Annotated in this window: 16 protein-coding genes, 1 tRNA gene and 1 pseudogene; 8 read left to right on the forward strand and 10 right to left on the reverse strand. The window is 49.8% G+C overall.

Translation table 11 applies throughout. The features are described from left to right. Positions 1-201 precede the first annotated feature (201 nt). From zorA2 to zorE, 3 genes are read left to right on the forward strand one after another with little or no spacing between them, the layout of a single operon-like run. Positions 202-1,854 carry a type II Zorya anti-phage system protein ZorA2 gene (gene zorA2, locus OK409_RS11865; RefSeq protein WP_264367100.1) on the forward strand — a complete coding sequence of 551 codons (1,653 nt, stop codon included), beginning with the start codon at positions 202-204 and terminating at the stop codon, positions 1,852-1,854. A gap of 6 nt (positions 1,855-1,860) precedes the next feature. Continuing rightward, complete coding sequence (zorB2, locus tag OK409_RS11870; RefSeq protein WP_264367101.1) at positions 1,861-2,568, forward strand: type II Zorya anti-phage system protein ZorB2; 708 nt, start codon at positions 1,861-1,863, stop codon at positions 2,566-2,568. A gap of 5 nt (positions 2,569-2,573) precedes the next feature. After that, a complete protein-coding gene (zorE, locus tag OK409_RS11875; protein WP_264367102.1) occupies positions 2,574-3,665 on the forward strand; it encodes a type II Zorya anti-phage system protein ZorE in 1,092 nt (363 codons plus the stop codon). 92 nt (positions 3,666-3,757) lie between these two features. On the opposite strand, the pseudogene OK409_RS11880 reads toward zorE, so the two are convergent. The 5 genes and pseudogenes from OK409_RS11880 to OK409_RS11900 all read right to left on the reverse strand — a co-directional run bounded on the left by OK409_RS11880 (position 3,758) and on the right by OK409_RS11900 (position 7,643). After that, positions 3,758-5,020: pseudogene (locus OK409_RS11880) on the reverse strand (tyrosine-type recombinase/integrase). 186 nt (positions 5,021-5,206) lie between these two features. Beyond that, positions 5,207-5,291 (reverse strand) — tRNA-Leu (locus OK409_RS11885). 293 nt (positions 5,292-5,584) lie between these two features. After that, complete coding sequence (locus OK409_RS11890; RefSeq protein ID WP_264367138.1) at positions 5,585-6,616, reverse strand: DUF1176 domain-containing protein; 1,032 nt, start codon at positions 6,614-6,616, stop codon at positions 5,585-5,587. Positions 6,617-6,765: 149 nt separating this feature from the next. Further along, entirely contained in the window at positions 6,766-7,152 is a 387-nt protein-coding gene (locus OK409_RS11895) for a hypothetical protein (protein WP_264367103.1), read from the reverse strand. Between the two features lie 29 nt (positions 7,153-7,181). Continuing rightward, a complete protein-coding gene (locus tag OK409_RS11900; protein ID WP_256849770.1) occupies positions 7,182-7,643 on the reverse strand; it encodes a hypothetical protein in 462 nt (153 codons plus the stop codon). Positions 7,644-8,021: 378 nt separating this feature from the next. Here OK409_RS11900 and OK409_RS11905 point away from each other — a divergent pair, with 378 nt between their 5' ends. Together OK409_RS11905 and OK409_RS11910 are read left to right on the forward strand one after the other, a co-directional pair. Further along, the gene (locus OK409_RS11905) at positions 8,022-9,035 is read left to right on the forward strand and encodes an HNH endonuclease domain-containing protein (RefSeq protein ID WP_264367104.1); all 1,014 of its coding nucleotides are present in this window, start codon (positions 8,022-8,024) and stop codon (positions 9,033-9,035) included. Then, positions 9,032-9,700, forward strand: a complete 669-nt coding sequence (locus OK409_RS11910; RefSeq protein WP_179256856.1) for a class I SAM-dependent methyltransferase — start codon at positions 9,032-9,034, stop codon at positions 9,698-9,700. The genes OK409_RS11905 and OK409_RS11910 overlap by 4 nt, the downstream gene beginning before the upstream one ends. A 104-nt stretch (positions 9,701-9,804) precedes the next feature. On the opposite strand, the gene OK409_RS11915 is transcribed toward OK409_RS11910, so the two are convergent. Beyond that, the gene (locus tag OK409_RS11915) at positions 9,805-10,800 is read right to left on the reverse strand and encodes a YsnF/AvaK domain-containing protein (RefSeq protein WP_033770902.1); all 996 of its coding nucleotides are present in this window, start codon (positions 10,798-10,800) and stop codon (positions 9,805-9,807) included. A 16-nt stretch (positions 10,801-10,816) separates the two neighbouring features. Further along, positions 10,817-11,218, reverse strand: a complete 402-nt coding sequence (locus OK409_RS11920) for a DUF2382 domain-containing protein (protein ID WP_010251609.1) — start codon at positions 11,216-11,218, stop codon at positions 10,817-10,819. A gap of 544 nt (positions 11,219-11,762) precedes the next feature. On the opposite strand from OK409_RS11920, the gene OK409_RS11925 reads away from it, so the two are divergent. The 3 genes from OK409_RS11925 (at position 11,763) to OK409_RS11935 (ending at position 13,730) form a co-directional block, all read left to right on the forward strand. Then, complete coding sequence (locus OK409_RS11925) at positions 11,763-12,272, forward strand: DUF2501 domain-containing protein (protein WP_264367105.1); 510 nt, start codon at positions 11,763-11,765, stop codon at positions 12,270-12,272. 129 nt (positions 12,273-12,401) lie between these two features. Next, positions 12,402-13,037: a hypothetical protein gene (locus OK409_RS11930; RefSeq protein ID WP_010251615.1), complete on the forward strand. Its 636-nt coding sequence runs from the start codon at positions 12,402-12,404 to the stop codon at positions 13,035-13,037. Positions 13,038-13,061: 24 nt separating this feature from the next. Continuing rightward, entirely contained in the window at positions 13,062-13,730 is a 669-nt protein-coding gene (locus OK409_RS11935) for a MarC family NAAT transporter (protein ID WP_010671772.1), read from the forward strand. Positions 13,731-13,779: 49 nt separating this feature from the next. On the opposite strand, the gene OK409_RS11940 is transcribed toward OK409_RS11935, so the two are convergent. The 3 genes from OK409_RS11940 to OK409_RS11950 are packed head-to-tail and all read right to left on the reverse strand — an operon-like array spanning position 13,780 to position 17,581. Next, positions 13,780-15,042 carry a c-type cytochrome gene (locus OK409_RS11940; RefSeq protein ID WP_010251621.1) on the reverse strand — a complete coding sequence of 421 codons (1,263 nt, stop codon included), beginning with the start codon at positions 15,040-15,042 and terminating at the stop codon, positions 13,780-13,782. A gap of 4 nt (positions 15,043-15,046) precedes the next feature. Further along, on the reverse strand, positions 15,047-16,816 hold the full coding sequence (locus OK409_RS11945) for a GMC family oxidoreductase (RefSeq protein WP_010251625.1): 1,770 nt from the start codon (positions 16,814-16,816) through the stop codon (positions 15,047-15,049). A 36-nt stretch (positions 16,817-16,852) separates the two neighbouring features. Further along, on the reverse strand, positions 16,853-17,581 hold the full coding sequence (locus tag OK409_RS11950; RefSeq protein WP_010251628.1) for a gluconate 2-dehydrogenase subunit 3 family protein: 729 nt from the start codon (positions 17,579-17,581) through the stop codon (positions 16,853-16,855). Positions 17,582-17,675 lie beyond the last annotated feature (94 nt).

Raw genomic sequence — 17,675 nt, forward strand, 5'->3', positions numbered from 1 at the left:
AATCAGGTTTCTTAACACATTACTATCATGAATGAAAAGCTCAATGGATAACCACCATCAAGACTGATTAATGTGATTTATTATTAGATTATTTTTGCTACAATGATCATAAAAATCAGGTTTGTCCGCAGCACTTTGGAAGATTTTCCATTGTCCTGCCGCTAAGCTTAAAAATTACAATTACGTAACACAGGAATCGTCATGTTAGCCCAGCTTTTTGAACATTTGTTTCACTCTGTTGATTCAATGCTTGTAACCAATATTTTTATTTGGGCCGTAATTTTAATCTTCTTTAGTGCCTGGTGGTGTGACTATAAAAATATCCATAGTAAATTCAGGGAGTATGCGCCGACACTAATGGGTGCGTTAGGTATATTAGGTACCTTTATAGGCATAATTATTGGCTTATTGAATTTTAATACAGAAAGTATTGATACTAGTATTCCCATATTGCTTGGTGGTTTAAAAACAGCTTTCATCACAAGTATTGTCGGTATGTTTTTCGCTATTGCATTTAATGCACTTGATGCATTTTTCTTTGCGAATAAACGAAATAAATCGGCAACTAATGAACCAGAAATTATCACTCCAGATCATATACACCATGAATTGAAAGAACAAAACCTATTTTTGGAAAAGTTAGTATCGGGAATGAGTGGCAGCGAAGAAGGTTCGTTGGTTGCACAGATAAAATTATTACGTAATGAAATAAATGATACATCTCGCACCCAACTTTCTCATCATAATGAATTTAGTAATAAACTATGGGAACAACTTCAACAATTTGCAGATTTGATGGCCAAGGGCGCAACTGAGCAAATAATTGATGCACTGAGACAAGTTATTATTGATTTTAATAATAACTTAACAGAACAATTCGGTGAGAACTTTAAAGCTCTAGATGCTTCGGTAAAAAAACTTGTCGATTGGCAAGAAAACTATAAAATCCAAGTCGAACAAATGGGCGCACAATACCAACAAAGTGTCGAATCATTAGTTGAAACACGTGGTGCAGTCGCTGGTATCTGGGAGGAGTGCAAAGATATACCACTTGCAATGGCTGAGTTACGCGATGTTTTACAGGTTAACCAACATCAAATAGGCGAGCTATCTCAGCACCTTGATGCTTTTGTTTTGTTACGTGATAAAGCAACCGATGCAGTTCCGGCTATCCATGAAAAACTGAATGAAGTAGGTGAATTGCTTAAAGCAGGTGCCTTGAGTGTCAGTACCTCCTTGGGGCAAACAGGAGAGGAACTACTTACCAATGCAAATGCCATGCGCATTGCCCTGGATGAAGGCTCAGAAGGTTTCAGACAGTCGGTTACTCAGACTCAGCAAGCATTTGCATCAATGGCACATGATGTAAGTAATTCTTCTGAGACTTTGACATCAACTTTGGGTGAAACCATTACTGAAATGAAGCAAAGTGGTGATGAGTTCTTGAAGTCTCTTGAATCACATTCTAAAGATCTTCACCGTAATATGGAACAAAACACAGCCAGTGTTATTGACCTCTTCACTAAAACTGGTGATAAGTTTAATCAACAGTTATCTAATAATGCAGATAATATGTTTGGAACCATCCAGTCAACATTTGAAAAAGCAAGTGCAGGTTTGAATTCACAGGTAAAAGAATCAGTTGAGCGCTTTGGTAGTTCCATCAACGAACAACTGCACGCTTTTGAACAAGCTACTGAACGTGAAATGAATAGGGAAATGCAAGCACTAGGAAATTCATTACTGGCAATTAGCCAGGGATTTGTTAAAAACTACGATCATCTAATAAAAGAATATCAAAGTGTTCTTGGCCAATTACAACCATTAATTAACTCAAGACAAAACCGTGGGTAACAATTAATGGATAAAATTATAGGCAAACCAACACCGAAGAAAACCCAAGATAATGAACACTGGGTTTCTATGTCAGACCTAATGGCCGGACTGATGATGGTATTTATGTTTATTTCTATTGCTTATATGCATTATGTGCGCATTGAAAAAGAAAAAATAAAAGAAGTGGCTGTTGCCTATGAGCAAGCCCAACAGCAGCTTTATAATGCTTTAGAGGTTGAATTTTCGAAAGATCTACCATCCTGGGATGCCGAAATCGATAAGCAAACCCTTGAAGTAAGATTTAAATCCCCTGATGTTCTTTTTGGATTAGGCAGCTCAGACTTAAAACCAAAATTCAAAGAAATTCTTAACGACTTTTTCCCACGCTATTTGAAAGTATTAGATGAGTATAAGCAGCATATTACTGAGGTACGTATAGAGGGACATACCAGTACAGATTGGACGGGTGCAGCCAATCAAGACATTGCCTATTTTAATAATATGGAGTTATCTCAAGGAAGAACTCGTGCAGTATTACAATATGTATATTCTTTAAAAGAATCAGTTGCTCACCAAAAATGGGTGAAAAGTAAATTTTCTGCGGTAGGATATTCATCATCACATCCAATTCTTACCCCTGAAGGAAAAGAAGACCCAAGCCGTTCACGACGAGTCACGTTTAAAGTTATTACAAATGCCGAATTACAAATTCGTCGTATTATTCAGGAATAGTCAAAATGAAGTTAACTCTTGATTTTTCTGAATTGATTGCGCTAGGAAAAAAAATGCTTCCTTCTGGTGCTGAATTTTCTCTTGATGAAGCGTTTGTTGCATTCGATCCTATTGATATTGAATTGTCTGCAGGAAGGGAAGTCAGTATTGCTGACCTTGATCCTGGTAGTGGTTTAATTTCCTACCAAGGTCGTCAAGTTCTTCTGTATATTCGGGATCACTCCGGACGGTATGATGCAGCTATCGAGGATGGTGAGAAAGGAAAAAGGTTTCATATCGCATGGTGTCGAACTCTTGACGAAATGCGCCAGAAAAATCGTTTTGAACGCTACCATGCAACAAACCGTGTTGATGGTTTATTTGAAATTGACGATGGTTTAGGTCGCAGTCAAGATGCTGACTTGAGAGTTTGCATGAATTGTCTTGAACGACTAAATTATAAAGGTAGCATTGATAAGATACAAAAGAGAATAATATTTAAATCATTCTCCTTAAATAATTTCTTCTCTCACTACAGTACTTGTTTCCGTCATATGCCCAAAGGTATTCATGATAAAACAAATAGTGGCTATGTAGATAATTGGAAAGATATTTCACGATCTGTACGTGAACAAGCAAGCTATAAATGTAATGATTGCGGTGTTGATTTAAGCTCCACACGCCATCTCTGCGATGTTCATCATAAAAATGGTGTTAAATACGATAATTCAGCAGAAAACTTGCATGTTCTTTGCAAGGATTGCCATCGCAAACAACCTCTCCATGAAGGGATATTTGTCACTCAAGCTGAAATGGCAATTATTCAACGTTTGCGATCTCAGCAGGGGTTATTAAAGGCTGATTCTTGGAAAGATATTTATGAGCTAACTGACCCATCTGTTCACGGTGATATTAACATTATGCAGCACAAAGGATATCAACCTCCGGTTCCAGGTTTAGACTTACAGAACTCTGCACATGAGATTATTGCAACTGTAGAGGCTGCATGGCCCACATTAAAAATCGCAGTAAATTTAACCGAAATTCAAGTAGAAGGTTGGGAAATATTTACAGTTGGTGAACTCGTTAAACAGATACAATCTGGGGTTATATTTTAATTCGGTAAAAATTTGAAAGAGATCTGATATTCACTCAGGTCTCCATAGTGTTTTCTTTTGTGCAAAGTAATTTTTATCGATGCACTCTTTCTTTATGACAGGGAGTTTTTAATCTTCGCATAGTCAAAAGGCGTGATAACGCTTTTCCGATTTGCATCCAGAAAATCAGCCCACCACTGCAGCATCAATTTGCGCTCATCAAGATGCCCGGCTTTGTGAATGTAAGCCGCTCGCACAGAGTTAAGCTCCATATGGCTCATCTGCCGTTCCACCGCATCCCTCGACCACAATCCCGATTCAATCAGCGAACTACACGCCATAGTCCTGAAACCGTGGCCGCAGACTTCAACCTGCGTGTCATATCCCATCACCCGTAAAGATTTGTTAACCGTGTTTTCACTCATCGGTTTACGAGGGTTATGATCGCCAATAAAGATCAGTTCATGATCATCACTGAACGTCTTTATCTGCTCCAGGATATGTAATGCCTGTCGGGAAAGCGGCACCAGATGGATCGTGCGCATTTTTGAGCCACGCTGAGAGTGCTTTACTCCTTCGATAGCTTCGCGCTGGGCTGGAATCGTCCACATAGATGTTTCAAAATCGATCTCTGTCCAACGGGCAAAACGCAGTTCACTGGAACGAATAAAGACGAGGAGGGTTAGCTCAACGGCAAGGCGAGTCAATGGCCTACCGGTATAGCTGTCAATGCGTTGAAGAAGCTCGGGAATACGTTTCAGTTCAAGAGCTGCTCGATGCTGTCTGTTACTTGAAGCAACGGCACCCACCATCTCCTGTGCGGGATTATAGTCAAGCAAACCGCTCTGAACGGCATAACGCATAATTGCAGTAGTTCGCTGCTGTAGCCGGGAAGCCACTTTTAGCCTCCCCGAAAGTTCTACGGCTTTAAATAGGGGCTAACAGGTCTCGCGTTTTTAGTTCGGCAATATTACGTTTGCCAATGGCTGGAAAAAGATCGTTCTCCAGACTTTTCAGTACTCGTCGACTATGTTCTTCCGACCACTTTTTATTTGTGGCATGCCACTAAATAGCAAGTTGTTTGAAAGTGCGCACTTCTTCCTGCTCAAACTTATCATTTTCTTTTTATCTCCCGGATCGATGCCATTCGCCAACAATTTACGAGCTTCATCACGACGAGCTCTGGCATCAGCAAGAGACACATCAGGATATACGCCTAAAGCCAGCATCTTTTACTTCCCGCCAAAGCGGTACTGCAGATGCCAGTATCTTAAACTATTAGGATGGGCAAGCAGGTGCATACCATTGCCATCGGTCAGCTTGTATTGCTTATCCGTTGGCCTGGCTGTTCTGACTTTGATATCTGTGAGTGCCATGCTTATCCCCTCACTATTGGTACAAGCATTATCGAACCGGAAATACCATCATCTGCACCAAGATGTGTTGGTAGATGTAAGTTGAAGTCAGCTGACCTTAAGAGAGTTAATATAGCGAGAAAAGCAGGTAAATGCTGGATTTTAGGCATAAAAAAAGACCTCAGTTGAGGCCTATTTACATACGAATGGTGCCGAAGGCCGGAATCGAACCGGCACGCCTCGCGGCGGTTGATTTTGAATCAACTGCGTCTACCGATTTCGCCACTTCGGCACTGAAGGGTATGCGGAAAACGTTGAGGATTATACCGTTACCCCCTGTTTCCGCAACCCTTATCCGCAGGCGCGTGTGCAACTGCTGAAAAAAACGTCTTTTGGGTTCTGAGTGACACTGCGTGACATCCTTGTCAGAAATTATTCACTCACCCTCGCCCGCTGCAAAGCAGCCGCCCTCCCTCGTATGTTTCACTGGCACACATTGACGATATCCAACCTATGCGCAGTGAAGCTGATGTCCTCAAAGGTGATATCAGCAAACGCTCGATCCGGAGTGACTACACAAAAGTTCTAACCCGATACAGGCTTCACGTCCGTTACCAGCGTCGGCAGATCCCAGGTGCCGCCTGCATGGATGTAACGGCACATACCGGTCCCGCCGTCATAGCTTTTGCGAAAAGCCTTGCCGTCCCACACCCAGCTTTCCTGGCTCATGCAGTCGCCGATGCCCCGGCCTTTCTGCACGCTGGTAATCTCGCCCTTGTCGTAATCGGACCCGGAAATGGTCACCAGCTCAGGCTTGCCTTTGAGTTGGTTATCAATGACCCAGTAACCATATCCTTCGTTATAAGCGGCTCGCCAGCAGAGCGCTGAAAGCAAAGCGTGTTTATCATCCAGTGGCGTAAGTGTGAGTCCATCGGTTTCCGGATCGCTGTTTTCTGCAGGTGAATACAGGCTGTCGCACGTGTCATCGTCATTATGATTGACCGTTGAAAGCAGTCGGGTTTTCAGCGCGTCCATTTCCGGAGCGGTCAGCAAACGGGGTTCGCCGCTGAGGTTTTTTGCCGCCTGAATAACCGGTGCGGGCACAGCCTTAGCCACGCTGCTCTCCGGCTTATTGCCCTTTTTGGTGAGCGCGCCGGGCGTGCCGATACGGCCCTGAACATCATCAGCTTTCAGCAGCACGGCATAAGCGCCTTCGCCGGAAAGCAGGAAAGGCTTTGTGCCGCCTTTAAATTCGACTTTACCGCTGCCTTTGACGGCACTGATTACCGCAGAGGTCTGACTGGCCGAAAGCCGCCAGTTATCGTCAGCCGCCACCAGATCGCCGGCTGATTTCCCGTCGATCCATAGCGTCAGTTTTTCCGCCGGCGTGCTGTCATCTTCGGTATCACCCAGCGTAACTTCTCCCACTGTCTCCGTTCCAGCTCCAGCGCTACGGGTGAGCAGGATCGAGCCAGACGGATCCTCTTCTTTGGCATAACCTGCAATGCGGCAGGTCAGGGTGTTATCACAGACAACTTCCCAGTCTTTGTGCTCAAGCGTTTTTCCGCTCTGGGCGGCCTGAGCCGACAGGGATAATGCCGCCAGTACGAAAAGCATCGGTTTACAGTTCACTTTAGTCCCTCAGGTTGCATTTCTGATATCAGCACAGGTATCACTCTTTCACCATCGGTGTGAGGGAACCCAAAGCCATTGTTAATCGCCGCCGGGCTTTGAAAAAAGGCTACGCCCCGTCCTGGGCGATGCGCCTATCGGGTAACTCTCTCTTTTTTGTTAAGCGCTTCAACCAGCACGCTATGCAGCTGGCCGACAGAGAGAACGCGGATGACAGACACAGGAATACCGCGCAGTCGTCTGCAGAGATAAACAATGCCAAAAAAATCGATGCCTTCACTATGGAAAAGATATTCATTTTCTTTCAGAGAGAACGCCTTCCTGAAACCACCTTCTTCTGCAGAAAAGCTCACGCCGAAAACTTTTTCGGCCTCCTCCAGCAATTCAACACCATCATCGCCGGTAATCCCCAAATCCTTTTCCAGCCAGGTATTTTCATCGATTATTTCACGTCTGCATCCTGCAAAATCGCGGACAAAAGCGATAACGTCCGCCATTGAGGGTTCCATATCATTGCTCATGCTAAAGCGCTCCGCGCTATCCTGTCATTTTACAGTCGTCCTAAGGTCATTTCCTGCACCTCAGCCGCTGGATTAGCCTCTTTCACGGCGGCAAGAAAACCGGCAAAATCCCGATTAAAAAGGGTGTAGTTGTTCAGGACCCGGAACTCCCTTTCGGTGCTATAAGACCCGGTGACATAACGAACCAGCCATACCCGGCGACTGCTGACTTCAGTTCCGGAAACTTTTATCCTGATAATATTTTCCAGCGGAACTTTGCAAAGCGTTTCGCCGTCACGCTGCTGATACAGGAAGTCGCTGTCATAGTAATAATCTTCCGTGTTCATTCCCAATTTTTTCAATATCGGAGTGTTAGCCGATATCTTTTTCATCTCGCCTGGAGAAGGAGGAGGCCATTTTTTAAGGGGCAAAGGCCTGAAGAAAGACCAGATGAGCAAAATGATGAACACTAACGACAGCAGTGAAATAATAAACGAAAAAATCTGATGCATTTAAATGACCCGACCTGTTCGGATAGCTCCTGATTATATCGAAGAAGGTATGACGCCGTTATCCGTTTTTACTGCCCTGCCCGCTCATCTTTCAGTGCACTACGATCTGTCTGACGCGTACCAGCGACAGACATTGCTGCGCACCTGCCGCACAACTGAGTTGCCTGAATAAATCCGGCTATGGCCCAACGTTTTAGCCTGAGCATCCTCCCTCTACTAACCTCTCACGCTGATGTTGTCTTGATTGCCTTACAGCGCCTGTTCGCCCTTAGAAACGCTCCAAACGCCTCCCCACCTTTACGGTTTACATTTACCTGCATTTGTTATGTGATCCTGTTACATGAATTCCTCGAGCTGTCTCGCAAAACAGGATCCTGCATGCGCTTTTACCAGGCCGATCCCCGCCTTGAAAACTACTGGCGCGGCGTTATCCTTTTTGGCAAAAATGTCGCCTCCTATAAATTTGCCCTTGCCCATGCGCTCTACGACCTGAAACAGCCAGACAACGACCTGATTACGCTGGAAGCGCTGGCCGTGCCTTTTGTGCGGCATTTGTGTGCCCACCTGCGCCATGCACCAAAGCAGATCACCAGCAAAAGCAGCGAGTTTCTGGAGGCATGCAGACAATTCAACGCAGGCGAAATCAGCGAAGAACAGTTAATTGCCATTACCGTTAAGCGCGGGTTCGCTAACGTCATCGATGCTTTTCACAATGTGAATCACGCCGAGATCGACAAACGCTTTTTCCTGGATGAACGGCGAAGCCATAAAGGCATTAGGCTTACGGATAACTTTTATCAGCTGACGGAAAATGAACAGTTCGCCAGTCTGAAAGCGGAAACGGATGCCAGATGGCGGCTGGTAGAAGAAGCCTGGGCGATGAACGTTTCACGCAACCTGATTGCGGTTGATTATGACGATAATGACAAGATGCTTTTCAGTCGCCAGAGCGGTCGCCGCGTCACCATTACCAGCTGCCGCAGCAGCCTGAACGGCTACCAGAAAGGCCGGTGCTTTTATTGCTTCCGTGCCATTGGCGTGACGGGTGGCGAAGAGAACCTGGCGGATGTCGATCACTTTCTGCCGCTGATGCTCAGCAAGCAAATCGGCAACCTCAACGGCGTCTGGAATCTGGTGCTGGCCTGCCAGACCTGTAATCGCGGCGCCCAGGGTAAGTTTGCGCGTATCCCTTCGATAACACTTTTGCAGCGACTGCATGATCGAAACGAATACTTTATTAACAGTCATCTGCCACTGCGGGAGACGTTAATCCGCCAGACCGGCGCAACGCCGATACTGCGGCACAGTTTCCTGCAAAACAGCTGGGATACGGCAAAATTTTCCCTGCTCCACGAGTGGCAGCCAGTGGCACAGGGAGACAGCCTGTTTTGAACAACGAAGATTATTACCGGCAGAATGCTCAGCGGTTTTTTACCGATACGGCAAGCGTGGATATGTCTGCGCTTTACCCGCCTTTTATTGACTGCCTGCCGCCGGGCGCTCGCATTCTTGATGCAGGCTGTGGTTCAGGTCGTGACGTTAAAGCCTTCAGCGAAATGGGTTTTATTGTCGAAGCCTTTGATGCCTCGGCGGAGCTGGTTGCGCTGGCCCGCCAGTTATCCGGAAAGCCTGTAGCGCAGATGCGCTTTCAGGATGTGGATGCGGTTGAAAGATATGATGGTATCTGGTGCTGCGCCTCGCTGCTGCATGTTTCCAAAGCTGAACTACCCGGCGTCATGACAAAACTGGCCATGGCGCTGAAGCCTTGCGGCGTAGGGTATCTCTCTTTTAAATATGGCCGCGGCGAACGGGAAAAGGACGGACGCAGATTCACAGATATGGATGTGGCTGGATTACAGAAACTCATAGATGGGGTAAACACACTCGGCGGTGACATTCTGACTACAAATAAGATAGGGGTAAAAAGAGAGGCAGGCTCTGAGGACACAGCGGTAAAGAGATTCGCTCTTGAAACAGAAAAAACCTGGCAGACCGGTGATGTACGTGCGGGACGTGGCGACGAAGTCTGGCTGAATGCGATTATCAGGAAAAATTAACGCAAAAGAGCCAACCTCTCGGTTGGCCCCTTCTTGCATCTTGCATGCTCAGCATCGGGCATCAGCGGTGCCCATTAGCGCCTGTTGTTGTCAGGATAAGCGCCTCAATGCGAGTGGTCGTGCAATTTATTCCCGACCTTATCCTTCACTTCGCTGGCTTTCTCACTCACCTTCTCAGTCAGGCTCTCTTTGTGGTCACGGTTATGCACCCCTGGTGACTGCGTGCCTGCTGCGGCGGTCGCTGGTTTTACCCCTGCGGTCGTACCCGGCAGCTCGCGCTCCAGACCACCTCGTGCATGGTCGATATCCACTTCCTGACGACGCACCGTGTCGTTAATGGTCTCGGTACGATCGCTGCCGTCGGTACGTACCACTACTTCTTCTTTCACGTGGGTCGTTTTGTTGATTACCGGCTGCTCATGGGTCTCAGCGACCTCGACGGTTTTCTCGGACCAGTCCACTTCACCAGCCAGCGCGGGTTCATTCACCGAACGGCGGAAGATGTCAGCGTGCTGCTCATGCAGCGAGATGTCTTCAGATACGGTATCGGTCACGGTATAGCGGCGTACGCGGGTGGAGCCTTCGCTCACCAGACGTTTACCTACTTCCACCTGCTCTTCGGCCAGACGCAGAATGTCAGCTTCGCTCTCATCACCGGTCAGTGAGGTGCGTCGCGGTTCAACCTGGCGGTCGTTGGTCTCACCGGCAAACTGCTTGCCTGCCGTCGTCGGGTTGATGCCCGGCGCGGTGGTGCCATTCTCAACTGAGCTTTGCATACGTGACGGAACGTCCACCGAGTCATGAGAATGAAGAATGGTCATGGCGCGAGCCAGCTTCTCCTCTTCGGTGCGGATGGTCAGCACGACGCCGCCCTTGTCCATCGCTCTGGTGTAAACATCGGCCTGCTCTTTATCAACGGAGTGACCAAACAGACGCTGCCAGATGCTTGGATGGCGGATAGAGTGTCCTTCCTCCTGTAAACGTTCTCCACTGATAAGACTGATGTCCCGATCAGAAAAGCCTGCTTTCACGAGATTTCTTTTCGCGGCCTCTGCCTGAATTGCAGAATCGAACAGTGTTACGATTTTTTCATGTGCCATGATAGGTTCCTCTCTGTTAGCTAATTTGATCGTCATCTCTTTCAACGTTCACCTGCTGCTCACGTCGGGTCACCACTTCCTGAAAAGGAACATTCTCCTGCACTTTTCGGATGTGGATCTCCTCTTTAAGCACCAGCTTTCTGACGATTTGGATTTCTTCCTCTACTACCGGGACAATCAGTACACCGTTCTCTTCCCTGATTTCGGGCATCGTTTCAACGGGTTGCGCTTTCGCTACATGCTCAACCTCAACCTTCTCCCGGTTAAGCAGTGTACTGATGACCTCGTCATGCTCAGTTGTGGAACGGGTAACACGGACATGTCCATCCACAATCTTTTGCTTCGTCAGGGCTATTTGCTCTTCAGCGAGTTTAAGCGTGACCTCTGCATTATTATTGTGCTCTGGCTGTCCAGCCATAATATCGCTCCCGTTAAATTTAATATCTGCCACAACTGCCTGATACAGTGATTAAGCATGAACACTCTGGCTGATTTCGCAAGCCGGAATAATAAAAAACTCCGCTAACTAAATTTAATTACGGCACAGAAAATCGCATCAAAAACCAGCAACCTGGCTTAAATCACCGCTACGCTAAAAATAAAAAACAATTGAAATACATGAAGTTATATTAAGATGATTTCGCAGGTAAATATTACCAAGCCAGACGCAAGCGCTTAGAAAACACGCTATAAGCAAAGCGGTAACTTTAATTTAAACCAGGACAATTCCTGATAAATACCGTGAGGATATTAAATAATGTTTCCGCGGGATGCACTTATTACTGCCTTCAGCAAATCACTTCACAGAATAATAACACCCAGAAGCATCTGAATATTTTATCGCTCTTATTACAGAAGATTCCCAAAGTGCTATTTAAGACGCTTTTTATAAAAGGAAGTCAGGAACTTTCTGCTCTTCAGCCTTTCTTAGGAAAACTGAATAAGCACATACCGAGGTTGAAATGAAGCAAGCACAACGCAGTGCGTGGGGATGGGGACTGGCGGCACTTCTGGTCGCAGGCAGTGCATCAGCGGCAAGCTGGCAGGATCAGCTGAGCAGTGCAGCGTCGCAACTCAGCCAGCAGAACAACAGCAGCACCACCGGCACCACGCAGCAGAATGGCGGCATGTCGCTTTCTACCATTACCAGCATGCTGGGTGGCGGCGATAAAGCGGTCAGCGCCAACAGCATGACCAACGCCGCCGGTGTGATGCAGTACTGTGTCGAACATAACGTGGTGAAAAACAATGTGCAGTCGGTAAAAGATCAGGTGCTGAGCAAGCTCGGTCTGAACACCACCACCGCGCAGGAACAGAAAACCGACTACACCCAGGGCGTGGCCGGTCTGCTGAATACCGGTAACGGCCAGCAGTTGAATCTGCAAAGCCTGAGCAACTCGCCGATGGGTGAGAAGCTGAAAACCAAAGCCTGTGACGTGGTGCTGAAGCAGGGCAAAAACTTTATCTCGTAATCTCCTTCCCTTCTCTCCCCTCTCTGCTCTGAGGGGAGCGTTAAACGCCCCACTGCTGTGATGCCTGACATTCCCTTAACCTGGGGTTGAGCGCTATAGTGTTGTTTTGATTTCTACAGGACAGCACGCATGAAAGGCATCAACATCGCACTTTACTTCGACCCCGATCAGATTCAGGCCTGCGTTCACGAACAGGACGACAGCTATGTCACCAAAAAATTCGAGTATGACGATGGCGTGATTGAAGAGATCTACCAGTGGCTGGAGCAGTACGAACCCAAACGTACCCACATCTGCGTGATTGAAAACGAAACCGCCGAGCTGCTGGCCGATGAGCTGGTCGACAGCGGCTTTCGCGTCCATCAGGTCACCATGCATCAGCTGCTGAGCTGGTTCGCCACTGAGCCGCCTTCCACGCCAGACGGCACGCCAATGCGCGCCATGCTGCGTTTCCTGGAAGATGAACATCCGCGTGAATATGAGTCGCGCACGCCGCAGACCGAAGCGCTGATGGAGATGTTCGATGAGCTGGACGCGCTGGAGATGGTGGATGACGCCGACGACGAAGACGCGCTGCCAGGCGATCTGCTGCGCGCCATGAAGAAGCACAAAATCACCGCCAGCGCCGCGGCCCAGCGTCTGCTGCCGGACATCAACGAGCGTATCCGCGAACATCTGATGCAGTATCCCGAACTGATGACGCCTGAAATCCTGCAGGACTTCTTCCCTGAACTGCTTGAGGCGCTGGAGCGTCCGAAGCACTAATCACCACGGAAAAGGCGATTTGTCATGCTGGAGTTAATTAAAGCAGTCAGCCTGGGGCTGGTGGTGATCCTGCCGCTCGCCAATCCACTCACCACCGTGGCGCTGTTCCTGGGGCTGGCGGGTGAGATGAACTTCCAGGAGCGCAACCGACAGGCGCGCCAGGCTTCAATCTATGTCTTCGCCATCATGATGGTGGCATGGTATGCGGGCAGCGCGGTGCTGAATACCTTCGGCATCTCCATTCCTGGCCTGCGCATGGCGGGCGGCCTGATCGTCGCTTTTATCGGTTTTCGGATGCTGTTTCCGGCTAAACCTGCCGGCCATTCTGTCGAAGCAAAGCAGAAACTGGATGAGCTGGATGAAGCCAAAGAGCCGGTGAATATCGCCTTTGTGCCGCTGGCGATGCCGAGTACGGCGGGGCCGGGTACCATTGCGATGATCATCTCCTCTGCCTCGACGGTAAGAAGCGGCGTCGACTTTCCGGCCTGGGTCATCACCGTCGCGCCAGTGCTGATCTTCCTGCTGGTGAGTCTGATCCTGTGGATTTCACTGCGCAGTTCGGGTGCCATCATGAAGCTGGTGGGTAAAAGCGGCATTGAGGCGATATCGCGCCTGATGGGATTTTTACTGGTCTGTATGGGCGTGCAGTTTATCATTAACGGCGTGCTGGAAGTGGTGCGCACCTTTCACTAATCCGGGATTTCCCCTCTCCGAACGGGCAGAGGGGAAAACTCAGGACCGATTACTTCAGCGTTTTACGCACTTCAGCAACCTGATCTTTGCTCACCGCTGGCGCGGTGTTGCTCCAGCCCTGACGAATAAAGGTCGCCAGCTGCGCGACTTCATCATCACTCAGACGCTGACCAAAGCCTGGCATCGCCAGTTTCGACGGGGCCTTCGCGGTGGAAGGCTGCTGTGCGCCGGCCAGGATGGTGTGGATCAGACCGGTTGGATCTTTAGCATTGACGATCGTCGCCTGATCCAGCTCCGGGAAGATCCCTGGCGCGCCTTTGCCGGTCACGAAGTGACAGGCACCGCAGTTATCCAGATAGAGGCGCTCGCCTTCGCTCAGGTTCTTCGCGGCAGTGAGTTTCGCTTCCGTTGCCTGCTGCGCCTGCACGTTGTACGCCTGCAATGGCGGGTTGCCGCCCAGGAACTTCAGGTAGGCCGCGATGGCTTTCAGATCGGCGTCGGTCATGTGTGAGCTGCTGTGCTCAATCACCGAGGTCATCTCGCCGCCCACCGCCGCTTTATCGTTACGGCCGGTCTGCAGGTAGTCCACCACTTCCTGCTCGCTCCAGCGCGGCAGGCCACGCAGTGACGGCACATCCCAGTTGTTCAGGCTGCCGCCTGCCAGGAATTTATCGTCACCGCTATCCAGCGCTTTCTCGTTCATGCCCAGACCGCGCGGCGTATGACAGCTGCCGCAGTGGCCCAGACTCTCCACGATATAGGCACCGCGGTTGACCTCTGCTGACGCACCACCAATCGGCTGGAACGGCTTATCCGAGGCGAACGCCCAGTTCCAGAAACGCATGCCCCAGCGCTGGCTGAACGGGAAGCTCAGATCGGTTTCCGGCGGCTGTTCTGCGCTTGGCTGCACGCCTTTCATGAAGTAGACGTAAAGCGCGTGGATGTCGGCATCACTGATTTTGGCGTAATCAGGATAAGGCATCGCCGGATAGAGATGCGAACCGTCCGGTAATACCCCTTTGCGCACTGCGTCAGAGAACTGCTGCTCGCTGTAGTTGCCGATGCCGTGCTGCTTATCGGGCGTGATGTTGGTGGAGAAGATGGTGCCAAGGTTCGACTCAATCGCCAGCCCGCCCGAATAGTCAGGCTTACCAGGCAGGGAGTGGCACGCCATGCAGTCGCCCAGCCGCGAGAGATATTCGCCCTGCTTAATCAGTTGCGCTTCATCTTCGGCGTGAACCGGCAGCGCAAATCCGCTGGCTAACAGCACCGCGTTGGCAAAGATAAAAGATTTCAGTTTCAGCTTATTCATGCGCTTATGCCTGTACCAGTGGGCCGGGATTTTTCAGATACTGATCTTTGATCGCCTGTGCCGCCATCAGGGTGATCGCACCGATGGTATCGGTCGGGTTCGCCTGGAAGTTCTGCGGGAAAGCGTTGCCGCCCGGCACAAAGACGTTATGCACGTCCCAGCTCTGCAGATACTTGTTCAGCGCCGAGGTTTTCGGGTTATCGCCCATTACGGCACCGCCCACGTTGTGGGTAGAGACATATTTGGTCAGGTCAAAATCCGCGCCCATTGGCAGGAAGCTCATGCTCATGCTGTCAGGATTCAGCTCTTTCGCGATATTGCCGACGATGCCTTTCAGGTGCTGCTGCAGCTTCAGCTCATTCTCTTTCCAGTTGAAGGTCATGCGCAGCAGTGGCAGGCCACGGTGATCGTTGTAGTTCGGATCGAGATCCAGATAGATATCGCGGTAAGACTGACAGGTGGTGGTGATGCTGATCTTCATCGAATGACCGTACCACTCCTCCAGACCTTCCTTGTATCCCATGCCCCAGGTCGGCGTGCCTTTTGGCAACGCGGTGCTGATCGGCGTACCGGTCGCCTGTGAGCTGTGGATCTTCGCGCCGCCGAGGAAGCCGAGTGATGGGCCGTCGAAGTTGCCTGGCGAGATATCGTTAAACATCTGGCCGGTCGCGCCCGCCGTGGCATACGGATTGAAGTTTTTATCTTTAAAGAACAGCGTTGCGCCGCCGTTGGACAGGAACGCGTAGTTACGCCCTACCACACCCTCTTCGGTAATCGGGTTGTAAGGCTTGCCGATGCCGGAGAGCAGCATCAGACGCACGTTGTAGAGCTGGAAGCTGCTCAGCACCACGATTTTCGCTGGCTGGAAGCACTCGTTGCCCTGTGCATCGATGTAGATCACGCCTTTCGCGGTTTTCTTATCATCGTTCAGCACGACCTTGATCACTTCCGCATTCACTTCATAGGAGAAGTTCGGCATACGCTTTAGTGAATCCATTACGGCGGTCTGCGGCGACGCTTTGGAGTAGTTCAGGCAGGGATATTTACTGCAATAGCCGCAGTAGTTGCACGGCGCGATCTGGTTGCCGTACGGGTTTTTCCACGCACGCGACACACAGGCCGACGGGTTCGGGAACGGATGGTAACCGAGTTTGGTCGCCACCTCTTTGAACATCACGTTGTTCAGCGTGTCATCCAGCGCAGGCAGCGGATAAGGCTCAGAACGCGGGCCTTCAAACGGATCGCCGCCTTCCAGAATTTTGCCGCGCAGGTTGCCGGTGTTACCCGACTGGCCGCAAATCAGTTCGAATTTGTAGTAGTAGGGTTCGATCTCTTCCCAGCTGAACGGGAAGTCCATCACCCGCATATCATCCTGCAGAATGCCCGGCTTGTAAGCCTCGTCGACATAGGTCTTCAGTTTGATATCGGTCGGTGTCGGACGGATCAGTACTGCGGTCCAGTGCAGGCCGGAACCGCCTACGCCGGTGCCCGGTGCAAACGCACCCCATTTACGGGTTGGCAATGCCGTCTGGCTGCTGTTGTAGCGGACGGTGACCGCCACTTCGGCGGGGGTGGCAAACACTTTGTTGCGCACCGCATAGGCGTATTCATCCGCCGGTTTCGGGTAGGCGAACTCGTCATAATCGCGATCGCCGCCGCGCTCAAGGGCGCGCACATCCAGACCTGCCAGTGCCAGCTCGATGCTCATCAGCGAGCCTGCCCAGCCGAGGCCGCAGACCACGACGTCGACTTCTTTTTTAGTAACCTGTGCCATGATAATCCTGTTTCAAATACCTGATGTGGACGCGCCCTACGCGCGTTCGCCCTTCACACTGACCGGACCCAGCGGATAAGGAACGTTGTGCTGTTTCACCCATTCGGTGAAGCTGGCACGCGCGCCGGGGAAGCCAATGGCGATCCAGGCTTTCATGCCTTTATTACCGCCGTACATCGGGTCAGCAAGGTAGCCATGCTTGGTATCGGAAAGCAGCTGGCTGAAGAAATGCGCAGGCTTAAGATCGGCTTCGCCCAGTGCAGCAAAGTCGATCTCGTTTTTGTTTACCTGGGTCAGCACCGCATCTTTCTCTTCCAGCGTCAGCGCATGAAACGCTTTCTGATGGGTGTTCTGCGACCACTGATTAATCAGCCGGATACCGGTCTGATACATCTGCTGTGGGCGGAACGGGATCTGGTAACCCATGGTTGCGGGCGCCTGCGTATTGAACGGCCCCTGCATGTAGATTTCGCTGCCAAACGCTTCGCTGTGCAGCTGCTGATCGATAAAGATCGGCACGTTAGTTTCCAGCGCGCCCGGCGCTTTGCCTTTGCCGCCTGCCGGAATCAAACGGTCAGTGGCGGCCAGGATAAACTGCCACTCATCGGCACTAAAAAAGATCGGTTTGTAATCGGCTAACTCCGGTGCGGCCATCTCTGCCGCCTGTGCCGCAGTAATGCCTTTGAAGACCAGTTCACTTAATGGCAACGCCAGCAGTGAACCGAGCAAAAATTTACGCCTGGTGGTGGGTTTTTCTAAAAGCATATCCGCACGACTCTCATCTGCTAAATACCCGCTTTATTTGTTATGAAGCTGAAAGGCTGAGTGCAGGCGGAAAACTCCCCGCAGAGATCAACGC

This window comes from Pantoea sp. RG18 (assembly GCF_025910075.1).
GTDB lineage: Bacteria > Pseudomonadota > Gammaproteobacteria > Enterobacterales > Enterobacteriaceae > Pantoea > Pantoea agglomerans.